The organism is Neobacillus rhizosphaerae (assembly GCF_937468385.1).
GTDB classification, from domain to species: Bacteria; Bacillota; Bacilli; order Bacillales; family Cytobacillaceae; genus Neobacillus; species Neobacillus rhizosphaerae.
The window spans coordinates 25,729-40,395 of sequence record NZ_CALBWS010000034.1; the positions used below are offsets into that span (position 1 = coordinate 25,729).

The 14,667-nt window shown below is 40.1% G+C and carries 10 protein-coding genes; 3 read left to right on the top strand and 7 right to left on the bottom strand.

Going from position 1 to position 14,667, the window contains the following annotated elements; translation table 11 throughout:
* Window positions 1–209 precede the first annotated feature (209 nt).
* On the top strand, window positions 210–707 hold the full coding sequence (locus tag M5A78_RS20325) for a spore coat protein (protein WP_248737106.1): 498 nt from the start codon (window positions 210–212) through the stop codon (window positions 705–707).
* 62 nt (window positions 708–769) lie between these two features.
* On the opposite strand, the gene M5A78_RS20330 is transcribed toward M5A78_RS20325, so the two are convergent.
* From M5A78_RS20330 to M5A78_RS20350, 5 genes are all read right to left on the bottom strand, one after another.
* Complete coding sequence (locus M5A78_RS20330; protein ID WP_248737107.1) at window positions 770–1,486, bottom strand: ComF family protein; 717 nt, start codon at window positions 1,484–1,486, stop codon at window positions 770–772.
* Between the two features lie 32 nt (window positions 1,487–1,518).
* Window positions 1,519–3,003: a DEAD/DEAH box helicase gene (locus tag M5A78_RS20335; RefSeq protein ID WP_248737108.1), complete on the bottom strand. Its 1,485-nt coding sequence runs from the start codon at window positions 3,001–3,003 to the stop codon at window positions 1,519–1,521.
* 705 nt (window positions 3,004–3,708) lie between these two features.
* Window positions 3,709–4,560 (bottom strand): DegV family protein, encoded by an 852-nt coding sequence (locus M5A78_RS20340; RefSeq protein ID WP_248737132.1) that lies wholly within the window; start codon window positions 4,558–4,560, stop codon window positions 3,709–3,711.
* Between the two features lie 158 nt (window positions 4,561–4,718).
* Window positions 4,719–5,402, bottom strand: a complete 684-nt coding sequence (locus M5A78_RS20345; RefSeq protein ID WP_248737109.1) for a response regulator transcription factor — start codon at window positions 5,400–5,402, stop codon at window positions 4,719–4,721.
* A gap of 104 nt (window positions 5,403–5,506) precedes the next feature.
* Complete coding sequence (locus M5A78_RS20350; RefSeq protein WP_248737110.1) at window positions 5,507–6,655, bottom strand: sensor histidine kinase; 1,149 nt, start codon at window positions 6,653–6,655, stop codon at window positions 5,507–5,509.
* A 340-nt stretch (window positions 6,656–6,995) separates the two neighbouring features.
* Between M5A78_RS20350 and M5A78_RS20355 the strand changes: the two genes are divergently transcribed.
* The gene (locus M5A78_RS20355; protein WP_248737111.1) at window positions 6,996–7,634 is read left to right on the top strand and encodes a YigZ family protein; all 639 of its coding nucleotides are present in this window, start codon (window positions 6,996–6,998) and stop codon (window positions 7,632–7,634) included.
* A gap of 177 nt (window positions 7,635–7,811) precedes the next feature.
* Here M5A78_RS20355 and M5A78_RS20360 read toward each other — a convergent pair whose 3' ends face one another.
* Both M5A78_RS20360 and M5A78_RS20365 read right to left on the bottom strand, forming a co-directional pair.
* Window positions 7,812–8,876 (bottom strand): glycosyltransferase family 4 protein, encoded by a 1,065-nt coding sequence (locus M5A78_RS20360; protein WP_248737112.1) that lies wholly within the window; start codon window positions 8,874–8,876, stop codon window positions 7,812–7,814.
* A 147-nt stretch (window positions 8,877–9,023) separates the two neighbouring features.
* Window positions 9,024–13,220, bottom strand: a complete 4,197-nt coding sequence (locus tag M5A78_RS20365; protein ID WP_248737113.1) for a bifunctional 2',3'-cyclic-nucleotide 2'-phosphodiesterase/3'-nucleotidase — start codon at window positions 13,218–13,220, stop codon at window positions 9,024–9,026.
* A 396-nt stretch (window positions 13,221–13,616) separates the two neighbouring features.
* On the opposite strand from M5A78_RS20365, the gene M5A78_RS20370 reads away from it, so the two are divergent.
* Window positions 13,617–14,666 (top strand): LCP family protein, encoded by a 1,050-nt coding sequence (locus M5A78_RS20370; protein WP_248737114.1) that lies wholly within the window; start codon window positions 13,617–13,619, stop codon window positions 14,664–14,666.
* Window position 14,667: the final 1 nt, after the last annotated feature.

Sequence of the window (14,667 nt, forward strand, 5' to 3'; positions counted from 1 at the left end):
TCCTGCTAAATCAGAACAAAAATTTTGTCGAATTTTTGACAAAAACAACAGGCAAATAGTGACAATGTGATACCACTTTGGAATTTATTGTTAATATTATCCAAACTAGATGGTTGTTTACATTCATTGTAATATTAGGTAGGACAATTTACCACTAAAATGCTCATAGAATAGGTTACATTGATGTGAAAATGAATGGAGGATTTCGAATGAGCCACGAAGAAAGAAAATTACTAGCCTGGCATGAAACATTGAAATTGCATGAATTGGTTGCCTACCAATCCACTGGACTAATGAAACTAAAAATGTCCATAAAAAAAGTATCTGACCATGAGCTTAAAGAGCTCTACCAAAAATGTATTCACGACCTTGAAAGCAACCTTAAAGAACTTCTGAAATTTTATCCCTCTGCCCAAGGCTACCAAGCAAGGGACGAAGAAGATTTACGCGAGGACATAGGCTTTTTCGCCGCTGACTTACTTGGTCTATCTAAGGAATTAATCCGCTGTCTGGCCGCTGCGATTACCGAAACAGCCACCCCTGCGTTAAGAAAAACCTTTACCAATCAGCTGTTAGGTGCCATCCACTGCCATGAAAGAGTTTTTACTTATATGCACAAGCATGGGTACTATCCCGCCTACGATTTAGGACTCTTGCTAGGTCACGATATCGAAAACGCTCAAATGGCGCTAAAGATGAAAATTTAATTTTAACATGGTGGCGACTGAATAAAGTCGCCACCTTAATACCAAAACGGGTCTTCTGTCACCTATCTAGCAATCGTTAGCGATTGAATGCTTGCTGCCCCTGCCCGTTTTAAAAGTTTTGCTGCATGCCGGACCGTCGATCCAGTAGTGTAAATATCATCAATTAGGACAATTCTTTGCCCTTCCAGTGTTATCTCGGTGTCTACCTTGAAGACTTGTTGAAGATGGATGCGCTCCAACCTTGATTTTTTCGATTGTTTTTCCGAATGGATTCGGGTAAGGATTTCTGAAGGGACAAAGCCGGATTCTACTAGCAATGCAACCGCTTGATTAAACCCCCGCTCATACAGACGCACTTCACTTAACGGAATTGGCACAAGTATAGCCGGGGCTAATTGGTCGAGCTTTTTTGTGAAAAATTGGGCAAATACCTTCGCTAGCACATAATCACCACGAAATTTAAACTTTGCAATCACCTCTTTTAAAAAATCATTATAGAGGAAAAGTGAGGTGTTTTTTTCGAGGAACCCTTGCCACTCGACGTCTTCCTCCCAGCGAAAGCAATCATGGCACAAATCCCCCTTGCGAAATTTTTCATCTATTAAATGAAAGGGACGGCAACAAATCCGACACGTTTCTCCTTCAATCCTTTCAAGCTTTCTTTCACAGGGTTGGCAGATGAGATGTTCTGTTTCTATGGAGAATATCGCTCTCCAGCCTATGGTTGGGCGGATTATTTCATGACAGATTAAACAGTGGTCTTGTGGGAATGGGTTCATTGTTTACTTTTCTCCTATCATTTGAACTGTTATCAATCGAGTAATCCTCGTTTAATTCCCTCTCGATTCATTGCCATAATTTGCCTTCTTGCCTTTAACATCTCGTCGGTTTTTCCATAGTGAAAAAAGGTCACCACTCCATCAGGATGATCCTTACTCCTCCCAGCTCTTCCGGCGATTTGCACAAGGGCGCTTTCTGTAAAAATGGAGTCTTCCGCACCTATTACAGCTACATCGATATTTGGAAATGTTACCCCACGTTCAAGAATGGTTGTTGTCAACAGTAGTGGAATCTCTTCTGCTCGCACTTTCTGGACTTTCTCTTTGCGCTCAGGGTCTTCAGCATGGACCGCTTCTATAGTTGGCGCAATCAGGCGTAGGATGGGCAGTGATTTTTCCATCAAAGGGATATGCGGAAAGAAAACTAAGGCTTGTTTGTTCGCTAGGATTCTTTCTTTTATCCAACTAAGTAGATTGGCTGGAAGCTTATCTTTTTGAAGCTGTTTTTGCCAGTTCCCACACCAAACAAATTCGGGCACCGGAAGCGGATGACGATGGAATCGTGCCGGGATGGTGGTAAAAGGTCGTTTACCAGTACGGCACTCTCGCTGCCATTTTTCATTCGGTGTGGCTGTTAGATAAATCATCGCAGAGGAAGGTTTCCGAGCTTGGAGGGCTGCATGCTGAAGTGATTCTTCGACTGTAAATGGAAATGCATCGACCTCGTCCAAAATCACCGTATCAAAGGCATGGTAAAAACGAAGTAGCTGGTGGGTGGTAGCAATTGTCAGCGGGGCAAATAGATGGCGGTCTTCGCTTCCTCCATAAAGCGAGGCAACCGTGATTTCGGGAAACGCTGCCTTTAATCTGGGTGTAAGTTCAAGGACAACATCCGTTCGGGGCGTGGCGATGCAAATTCTTTTTTTAGCAGCAAGTGCTGCCTCGATTCCCGCGAATAACACTTCTGTTTTTCCAGCCCCACACACAGCCCATACTAACAATTCCCTATTTTCCCGAATAGCATCGACCACACGGTTCGAGGCTTCCATTTGCCCCTTTGATAGCGTCCCCTTCCATTGGCTGATTTTTGCTGGAAGGATGGTATCAGGCACCGGACCATTCCAGCCGATTAGCGGTGTACATCCACTAATCCTTCCCATCATGAGGCACTTGCGGCAATAGAGGCAGGTTTCCCCGCAACAGGAGCATGGGTAGGTTTCAAACCACTGAAGATTCTTGTTTCCGCACCGGGCACAGATTGGCTTTTTCCCACTTTGGTTAATTCCTTTACGGTAAGTAATATATCCATTTTCATAATGTGATTGGATTTCGTTTAGTGGGAATGGGATATCATCAAGGAGGAGCTGTTTACCAGTGAGGAGCTGCTGGAGTTCGCGATTGTACAAGTAGTTTGGTTGGATCGGCGGCTGGGGGATGGCTGGTATTTGCGAGATTGGGAGCGAATCATCTAATGTGTTACTTGGGATTAATATTTCATCTTTTATGATAAAACGCATGCTGTCACCTTCTCTGGACATAGATGATATAAACGATTTTTGGTTTTTCCTGTTGCTGGCAAGTTTAATCTAAGAAGAATCTTTTGAGTGGTATCATTGTTGGGGAGATGAAGGAAGCTTCGAAACTGAAAATTGGTAATCGTTGGTCCACACAAGTGGAAGTAGTCACTGAGGGTTTCTTTATAGGCGTCTTTTGAGGTTGTATTGCAGGCGGAACAAGTCCATTTGCCTCTTTTGTAATTCATTGGGATGTGAAGACAATGTTCATTTGGACAGCAAACACCACTTCGAATATCCTTTGTTAGGCGTCTTTTTAAGATTTCAGTTAAAAATAGCCTTTGTGGAGGGGTTAATTCTTTCATATTCAATTAGTCCATCACTCCTTTTCTTTCTTAAAAAATTCTTACTTTGAAAGGTTTCTGCAGGTAAAGGAGAAATTCCTGCTTATTTGTCGAAAAAAGATTTTATGACGTAATATTTTTTCAGGTCCACTTAATTGAGTGGGTATTCCGCCAAACTGCCCTCGGATTCCGCCAAACCCCATTTTATTACCTTTTTTATGTTAATTCCTTGCATAGATTCCGCTCTTTTGACGGTTGGCTCCTTTTCCCGTTGATTCCGCCAAACCTACAACTGATTATCGAGCCATAATAAAAACCATTCCGACTAAAGGCCGGAATGGCTGCATACTTATACAAATTCAGCTTATATTACATCCAACTTTTTCATCCAACCCATGCCCATCGAGCCTTCGCCGAGGTGGGTGCCGATGACGGCGCCGAAGTAACCGATAGAGAATTCAACGTTGGGGTACATTGCTACTAGCTCATTTCGCCACTCTTCCGCTTCTTCCTCACGGTTGGCGTGAATGATGACGGCTTGGTAGGCGGCCCCGTTCGCAACATCTTCACCGAATAAATCCATTATTCGCTTCATCGCTTTTTTCCGGGTGCGAATTTTTTCAAACGGGACAATGACCTTGTTTTCAAAATGCAAAAGTGGTTTGACCTGAAGTAAACTGCCGATAAAGGCTTGGGCACTCGATAAGCGGCCGCCCCGTTGTAAATGTGATAGATCATCGACCATAAAATACGCACGAGCTGTTTTTTTCAGCTCCTCTAGGCGGGCCATAATCACTTCAGCATCTACACCCTTTGATGCCCACTTGGCTGCTTCCAAGGCATAGAAACCTTGAACCATACAGCTGATTTCCGAATCAAATGGATAAACTTTTATCCCTTCCACCATCGTGCTTGACGTTACGGCGCCCTGGTAAGTTCCGCTGATGCCGCTTGAAAGGTGAATACTTATAACGGCATCATACTCTTTGGATAACTGCTCAAATAACTCGACAAATTGGCCAATCGGCGGCTGGGAAGTGGTGGGCAACTCCTTTGTCCTGACTTCTTCGTAAAATTGGCTCCACGTTATATCATTTTCTTCCTGGTAGACCTCATTTCCAAAAATAACATTTAACGGTATCATATGTATATTCCAGTGTTCTCGTAATTCTTTCGGTATGTACGCGGTACTATCCGTGACAATTGCCGTTTTCATATATGTTTTTACCATCCTTGTTTTTTTCTCCAGCAAACTATTTGTATATTATTTTATATGAAATTGAAATAAAATGCATTATTCTGGATGACTAATTTCCTTGTATAAAAACAAAGAGCACGCTCAGGAGCATGCTCTTCACTATTTTTTCAAAATAATTATCGGACTTCTACCCAGCCATTTTTGATTGCGACAACCACGGCTTGAGTACGGTCGTTGACATTCATTTTTTGTAAAATGTTACTAACGTGGTTTTTGACTGTTTTTTCGCTAATAAATAAAGCCTCACCGATACCGCGATTGCTTTTTCCATCGGCAAGCATTTGCAGTACCTCGCATTCGCGGCGCGTTAATAAATGGAGCGGTCGGCGAAGTTCAACCGTCAAATATCCGCGGCCACCATTGGCGACTCCTGCAGCCAGCTTGCGATACTCGTTGACTAAATTGTGAGTGACCTTTGGATGTAAATATGAACCTCCATCTGCCACGACACGAACAGCTTCAATCAATGCGTCGGCGTCCATTTCTTTTAGTAAGTAACCTCTTGCACCTGTTTGTAAGGCATGGGTAACATAATTTTCATCATCATGAATCGATAGAATGATAATCTTTGTGTTTGGATATTTTTCAATAAGCTCGCGGGTTGCCTCGACACCGTTCTTTTGCGGCATATTGATGTCCATAATAACCACATCTGGCAGATACTCTTGCACGAGGCCTAATGCTTCGCTGCCATCATCACCTTCAGCCACCACTTGGAACGATTTTTCAAATTCTAGTATTCTCTTAACGCCTTCCCTGAATAGTTGATGATCGTCAATAATGACAATTTTGGTAGTCAATTGCTACGCCTCCTAATCCTTCATATTTCGATTTAATCGTAAAAATCCTTCAAATGTCGATATTTTCATCGTACAAAGTCATTATTCAATATCAATTCTATTAGCTAACTTTTGTTAATTAATGGAACACTGATTAATACAGCGGTTCCTTTGCCTATTTTTGAATCGAAAGTGAGTTCCCCGTTAAGCAGTTCGACACGCTCTCTCATCCCGATTATACCGAAGGACTCTGGTTTCTTTTTTGTTGTATCAAAGCCGACGCCGTTGTCCTTGATTAAAACAGTAATTGCAGCATTCGTTATTTCTAATTTGACTTTGATCTCACAGGCATTGGCATGCTTGAGAGCATTTTGGACGGATTCCTGAATCATTCGGAACAGTGCGACCTCATACTTTGTCGGAAGCCGTCGTTCTAAGCCCATATTCACAAACTCAATCTTTGAGTGATTATGATATTCTTCGATAGTTTGTAAATATTTTCTGAGGGTAGGGACAAGACCTAAATCGTCAAGTGCCATTGGACGAAGGTCATAAATAATTCGTCGGACCTCGTATAGGGCGGAACGCACCATTTTTTTAAAGCTTGTGATTTCAGAAAAAGCTGCCTCCATCCCTTGCTCCCGATATACCCGATCGATTATATCAGAGCGCATGATGACGTTCGCAAGCATTTGTGCAGGACCATCATGAATCTCCCTTGAAAGTCGCTTGCGCTCTTCTTCCTGTGCTTCAATGATCTTCAAACCGAAGTCTTGTTTTGCTTTAGCATTTTCTAAAACTTCACCGACGTGCTTTAAATCACTCGTCAAATAATTCATCACGACTGAAATTTGTGAAATAAGCTGATCTGCCCGATCAATTGTTTCATTTAATCCAAGTAATCTTTGTTCGAGATCATCTCTTTTATCCAAAAGCTGCTTCTTATATTGCCAGTTGATGGAAAGGTCCATTTGCAGCTGATGGGCTTTTTCGTAGGCATCACGGACTTCGCCCTCCGTATAAGTCTTAAAATTCATACTGACCTCTGTCAGCATAAGCCGCGCCTCTAGCACTTGTTCTTCCAGCTGATCGCCTTCTTCAATAAGCTTGACCATCATTTGCTTGATTTGTTCTAATTCATTGGTCATACTTTTATAGTTTGTCCGGCATTGTTCACCAATCTGGAATATATCACTTTTACTACAGGTTACAGTTTCAATCATTTCTTCGCGGATTTCATCAATTGACTTCATGTTAAGCTGATTAAGTTTCATAATCTTTCCTCTAGGGGTGGCCCCCTTCCCTTTAGGCCTGTAACTTATTTTACCTCGGATTGTAACATTTTACCAACGTAATCCTAGTTGAATTTGGACTAAAATCTCGGAAATGCGAGAAATAGTAGTATAATGATAGTAATATTTCTATCTCTTTCTTCCTATTAAACTACACTTTTTAATAATAGAAAAGCTTACTTAATCCAATTATACCTATTATACCATTCGAACTTTACTGCTTTATTAAAGGTATATTACACAAATATTTTTTAATAATTAAACTTGTTTCATAAAGCATGCTAAAAAAGTCATAATTGGCATACTAAGGGAGGAATCTACTATGCTGACCCATTATTTTACTGTGAAACAATCTGGAGAACATGAAATTAACATCCAAAAGTCCCGCTTTATCGCCCATATTAAAAGGGCGGAAACGGAAATAGAAGCACAGGAATTCATTCAAGCCATCAAGAAGCAGCATTGGAATGCTACTCATAACTGTTCTGCCTATCTCATTGGGGAACATGATCAGATTCAAAAGGCCAATGACGACGGTGAACCAAGCGGCACTGCCGGTGTTCCCATGCTTGAGGTTTTGAAAAAAAGGAATCTGAAGGACACTGTCGTCGTTGTCACCCGCTACTTTGGCGGGATTAAATTGGGTGCTGGCGGGCTCATCCGCGCTTACGGGAAAGCTACTTCGGAAGGTCTTGACTCAATTGGAATTATCGAAAGGAAACTCTCACAAGTTGTCCATGTGAAAATTGATTACACTTGGCTTGGGAAAATTGAAAAAGAATTGCGTACATCTGAGTACAAGATTAAAGCAATACATTACCTAGATATCGTTGAAGTCGAAATTTTTGTTAATGAAAGCCACATCCAAGCCTTCATGGATTGGATGGTCGACCTAACCAATGGCCAATGCAGCATGGAAAAAGGCGAAACTGTTTATCTTGAGGAAGATTATGTAAGGTAATCTTAAGGATGATTATATTCGCTCCTACAAAAGAAAACAATTGGGAAAATAATAAAAGATAAACGCCTAATCAAGACCCGTCGAACAAATATATACAGATGAAGGTATTAGACCTCGAAGGGCAGGCGCTGAAGCTAAACATAATAAAAAGGGTCTCATCGATTGAGTCCCTTTTTATTATGAACGGTTTTTAGCTGTGGTAATTTTTAGGGTGCGGACAATATTTAGCAGCGGGCGATAGTTATGCCCCATCAAGCCAATTTTTTCAGCAATGATTTCAATTAACAAGATAACGATACCAATTAACACTATTGCGCCCCCAAGTCTAGCTTGAGAGTAAATAACAGCTACTAGCCCGAAGAATGCAGCCATTGCGTAAATAATTAAAACGGTTTGCTGGTGAGAATAACCCATGCGCAGCATACAGTGATGCAGATGTGATTTATCCGGTGCTGATAAGGGCTGTTTGTTAACGATTCTTCTAATAATCGCGAAAATCGTGTCGGAAATCGGTACCCCGAGGATGATTACTGGAATGACAAACGAAATAAAGGTTACATTTTTAAAGCCAAGGAGCGATAAGACCGAAATAATAAATCCCAAAAAAAGTGCTCCCGTATCCCCCATGAAAATCTTTGCCGGGTGGAAATTATAGATTAGAAACCCGAGTGTACTAGCGAGCACTATTAATCCAACGGCTACAACATAAAAATTCCCCTGAATAATCGCCATCCCTGAAATCGTTATTAAAGCAATCGAAGATACGCCTGCGGCCAAACCGTCAAGGCCGTCAATTAAGTTAATCGCATTAGTGATACCGACAATCCACAGTATCGTAAAAGGAACACTTAAAAAACCAAATTGGAGCTGACCGCCAAATGGCAGGTTAATAAACACCATTTGCAGGTCCCCTAGAAAAACAACAGCACAGGCCGCTGCTAATTGTCCGAGAAGCTTATACTTTGCCGGCAATTCATATATATCATCAAGAAAGCCCGTGGCGATGATGAGAAGACAGCCAAGCAAAATCGCAAGCGAGGATTGGCTTTCAGGTCTCAATAGGATGATACCAACCATAAAACTAATAAATATCGCTAAGCCTCCAAGCCTTGGCATAATCAATTGATGTACTTTTCGCTGGTTGGGACGGTCGGTTGCACCTATCAGAAAGGCAAATTTCTTTATCAGTGGTGTAATAAGAATGGAGACGACAAAACATACTATCAAGGTAAGATAAAGCATCCAACATCCTCCTTGTTAGTCAGTTTGTCCATTAAAGCCAAAACAAAAACAAAAAAACAATAGTAAAAATCGGAAAATCCATAATAATATAATGCAATAGAAAAAAGAGGCAATCCCCGAAGGAACTCCTCTTTTTTGGTCGACAAATTACTTAATCCAAGCTCCGTCTTTACCTAGTTTGTATTTTCCGACTTTAGTGTTTGCAGCCATGCTTCCATCATTGTTTAGGAAGTACCATTTACCGCTCACTTGTACCCAGCCTGTTTGCATTGCACCAGATTTTGCAAGGAAATACCATTTGTTATTCACTTTAACCCAACCTGTTTGCATTGCACCGGAACCTCCAAGGAAGTACCAAGTTTTACGCTCTTTTACCCAGCCGGTTAACATTACACCGGATTTATTAAAGATGTACCACTTGCCATTTACTTGTGCCCAGGTATCTTTCATGTCACCATTCTTAGCATCTAAGTAGTACCAAGACTTTCCATCTTTTAACCAACCTGTTTGCATTACACCGGATTTATTAAAGAAGTACCACTTGCCATTTACTTGTGCCCAGGTAACTTTCATATCCCCGTTCACTTTATCAAGGAAATACCACTTGTTATTTTCTTTATACCATCCAGTTTTCTTAGTACCATCTTCATTAAAGAAGTACCATTTGCCATCTGTTTTAACCCAGCCCTTACCAACTTCTGGTTGTTGAACTTGATCTGTTTTTAGAACACGTCCTTCAATTGCTGCACTAAATGGTTTTGGTAGTGTTTTAAAATAATCAACAAAAGCGTCTAAATCAACAGGGCCCGTTACGCGGTTTTTACCTGATTTAAGCACGGTAAAGCCGTCGCCACCGTCTGCCATAAAGTTGTTAACTGTTATTGTGTAGTCAGCTTTTGGATCAATTTTTTTGCCATTTTCAAGATAAATATCTACAACTTTGCTTCCATATGGAAGCTTATCATTCCAAGTGAATTTAAGACCCGAGATTGCCATAATCTTGTTATAGCTTGGCGGTGCTTGGAATTGCTGATTTAATAATGTTCTTACTTGTTCACCAGTGATTGTCATTGTCACTAAATCGTTACCGAATGGTTGAACCTTGAATAAATCACCCCAAGTGATGATTCCTTTTGGAAGTGGGTTACGTACACCACCGGAATTCATAAAGCCAAATTGAGTATGCATAATCGTGCGCATACCATCAGCAATCACGTTACCAAGTACTGATTCACCATGTTCATTAGCAGTTTTGCTCAATTCCATTGCAGTTTCACTAACTGGTCTGCTTACGATTGGTTTAATATCTTCTTGATAGCCGTCAAGCTCTGCTTTGATTTTTGCGTCTGGAGTAATCTTGCTGTGAAGTGTGTCAACTACTTCAGCTTTTGTTTGATCCTTAATCACATCTCCTGTAGCAGGGTCAATAGTTAAATCAATATCTGAGAAAGCTGTGCCGTAAGACCAAGATTGTACTAATACTTTTCCTTCAACGTTTGTATTTAGATATTTATGGTCATGTGCACCATACACAACGTCAACGGATGAATCTATCGCTTTTGCCATGTCAACAACTTGTCCAGTTGCTCCTGTGCCGTCTGTTTTTGAAGATCCAGGATTGTGGGCAAGAACAACGATTGTTTTAACACCTTTAGCAGTTAATTCTTTTGCATATTTGTTAATTGCAGTTACTTCATCAGTGAATTTAACTCCTGCTACACCGCTAGGAGTAACGATTGTTGGAGTATCAGTTGTTACCACACCGATAAAGCCGATTTTAACGCCTTCTACTTCTTCAATTGCATATGGAGGTAAAATAGGTTCGTTTGTCTTTTCATCCACTACGTTTGCAACAACGTAATCCATTGTTGAACCGGTAAACTTACCATATTTCCCTTCATATTTTTCTGTTTTCGGATGGCTTCCACCATTGATGAGTCGCTTCATTTCTACTACGCCTTCGTCAAATTCATGGTTACCGATTGTACCCACGTCCAAACCAATTTCATTCATCATACGAATAGTTGGCTCGTCTTGTAATAATGCTGATACTGGCGGGCTTGCCCCAACAAGGTCACCAGCTTGTATCATTAGGGTATTAGCAGGGTTTGCAGCTTCTCTGTCTTTTAAATAAGCAGCTAAGTATTCAATACCGCCCGAGTAATCGACAACTTTTCCAGTAGAATCCTTAATAGATTTCCAAGTATCAAGTTGACCATGGAAATCGTTGATGCCTAATAATTGAACGTGTACATTTTGGTCTAATGAGTATTGCTCAAAACCAGAACCATCTGTTAATGGTGCAACATCTTTAACAGCTGGTGCAGATGCTAAAACATCTTTTGCCGCTGGTGAAGATTTAAATGTTAAGTTCTTTGCAACTCCGCCAACAGGAGCTATTTTCCAGTTGTTATCTGCTGAAGGGTTAACTACTCCCTTAGCACTAATATAGTCCATCAATATTTGACGGTTTTCAAGTGGAGAATCTACGACAACATTAGCTTTTCCACCCTTAGTTCCAGGGAAGTTGCCACCGCCTGTTGCACGATAGTTATTTGTTGCAACGATGTATTTTTGCGCAGGATCGATTGGGTTTCCATCCATATCAGTAAAGTTAATAATACGATGCGCATCAGCATTCAGGATAGTACCATCACTATATTTGTATCTTGCCGGCTGAGTTACATCAACTTGATATTTAACGCCATCAATAACATCAAAATTGTATGTTGGAAATCCATAATCAATCAATTCTTGAGCATTGGCATTAGTAGGATCAATTTTATTAAATTGTGATGCAGACATTTCTAACCATTCTTTAACTTCTGCCCCAGTTAATTCAACTGCCTTTAATGTATTGTTAAACAAATAAAGGTCATTGGCACTTTTTATCGAAAGGGGGCCTTTTAAAATATTGGTGTAATCTCCTGCTCCTCCGCGGCCAGCCTTGAATGGAGCGCCTGCAGAAATGACAGGAATATCCGCTAATTCTGGTTTATTTGTTTTAATCCAGTTTTTAACGTAATCCGTTTGAGCATTGTTTACGATCTGAATAGTTGGATCGTCCATTACACGTGAGAAATAACTGTGCATTTGTGCAGTAGTTTCACCAATTGTTCCACGTACATATGCTAGAGTTGCTTCATGTTCTGTTTTTACTGCATCAACAATAGTAGAGTCAACTGCAGTCGTAGATGTTACAGGCATGTCAACAGATTTTGACGCCGCCTTATCAGCTGTCCAAGTTCCATCTTCTTGTTGTACTAATGCTAAGTCTAGAACACCAAGGTTATTACCCCAGAATCCTGCTTCTACTGCTGGTGTTCCGTTAATAGTACCTTTTGTAGTATCTAGACCAGTTAGGTCTGGATTTTCAAGTTTAGCACCTTGATGGAATTCTTTACCAGCAGGGAAAGCATAGTGTGCATGTCCGAATAGAAGGGCATCGATGCCAGCAACTTTACTTAATGAGAATACAGCATTTTCTGCTTCCTCTTGGCCATCATTGGTAACGTCACAGCCAGAGTGTGCAATTGCTACAACAACATCTGCCTTTAGACCGTCTTTACCTACTTCTTTCATTTCTTTTACATATTTTTCAGCTGTTTTAACAATATCTTTTACAATTACTTTTCCCTCAAGATTATCTTTATCCCATTGCAGGATTTGTGGTGGGGCAAAGCCGACAATACCTACATTAACTGTTTGTTCTACACCATTTTTATCCTTAATCTTTTTAGGGATAATTTGATATGGCGTGAAATAGTTTTTATCATTCGTTGGATCACTGTCATGATCGTCCACATAAATGTTAGCGTTTACAATCGGATATGGAGCATTTTCCATAGCGGTGTTTAGGAATCCTAACCCATAGTTGAATTCGTGGTTTCCTACGATACCACCATCATAATTTAATAGTTTCATGGCCTTAAACATTGGGTGTACATCTGTTTTTGTTAAAGGCTTAACTTTTGCAACATAATCTGCCATCGGATTTCCTTGAAGCAAATCTCCAGCATCAAATAACATCGAGTTTTGCTCATACGTTGGACTAGTTTCTACATCTTTATTCATTTTTTCAGTTCTTGCCTGCTTAATTAAGCTCGCAGTTTTTGCTAGCCCGTAGTTAATTCCATTTTCTGTGTCTTGGTAATAATCATAGGCCATAACTGCATCATGTAGATCCGTAGTTTCCAAGATACGAAGAGTAGCAGTATTTCCAGTTTCCGCAGCCTTAGCCACATGTGGAAAAATATTCAAAGGAACTGTTGTAAGCGCTAACGCAATAGCTAAAGAACCATTGAGCATACGTTTTTTCATGCTTCTTTTTATCTTTCTCTTCACGTTTTTACCGCCTTTCGACAAAATATTTTTTATTGCAAGATTAATTCTACTAATTTTCATAAGAGATTAATAGTCCTTTTTGTAAAAATATTGTTAGAATTCTATTAAATTACTTCACTAGGTATGTTCGCCAAATTTTCTCAATATTCCGCCGCTATTTCAAACAAAAAAATAGCCCGAAATATTGATGTAACCAGGTTATGGAGATTATCGTCTATTTGGTTGAGGTTTTTTGGAAAGGTAGTTTTTGGAGCTATTCTTATAGGATTATTGATAGTTTTGAATATTCGACACAAAATTTCAATTTACGAAGAGCTTAAAAAGGAGTAAAATGAAAGCTGGTCTTTATCTAATAAAATTGTCAATTAATGATATTTATATAAAAGGAGAAATTATATGCCCGAAATACAACGCTCTCAGCTAGTAAATCGAAAGAAAAAGAGCCGTAAAAAACGCATCTTCATGTGGATATTCCTACCAATATTATTCGTTGCTTTATGTGGTGCAGGATATGCGACCTTTTTATTAAAAAAAGCCGAATCAGTTGTTAATAAATCATATAAACCAGTAAACGCCACTTCAAAACGAACCGCCCAGGTTGACCCCGATATGGACAATATTTCCATCCTTCTTATTGGCGTCGATGCAAGTAAAAGCCGAGAAAAACAGTACGGAGATGCGGTCAGATCTGACGCCTTACTTGTTGCTACTTTAAACAAAAAGGAAAAATCAGTAAAGCTGCTGAGTATTCCTCGTGATTCCTATGTTCATATCCCTGAAAAGGATATTTATACAAAAATTAATCATGCTCATGCCTACGGGGGAGCAAAATTATCGATTGAAACCGTTCAGGAACTACTCGATATTCCGATTGATTATTATGTAAAAGTGAACTTTTATGCCTTCATTGATGTCGTTAATGCCTTAGGTGGAATTGATGTTGATGTCCCTTATGCGATTTCAGAAAAAGATTCTGAAGATCACCATAATGCCATTCGCTTAAAACCTGGTTTCCAAACATTAAAGGGTGAGCAGGCACTTGCTCTTGCCAGAACGCGCCATCAGGATACAGATGTTATGCGTGGCATGAGACAGCAGGAAATTATTAAAGCGATATTTAAAAAGGCTATGTCTGTTCAATCCTTTTCAAAACATGCAAACATGATTGATGCGGTTGGGGACAATATGGAAACGAATATGTCGTTCAACGATATGAAATCTTTGATTGATTATGGACTCGCCGGCAGTGGCTTAACCATTGACACGCTAAACCTTAAAGGTGAAGATACCTATATTAATAAAATTTACTATTATAAGCTTGACAAACAAAATCTTGAAGAAACCCAATCAATTCTAAAAGCACATCTTGGTACCGATTCAACTACTACTAACGCTGCACATGCTAATACCGGTAGTAATGAAAATTCATCCACAAACACTAACTAAA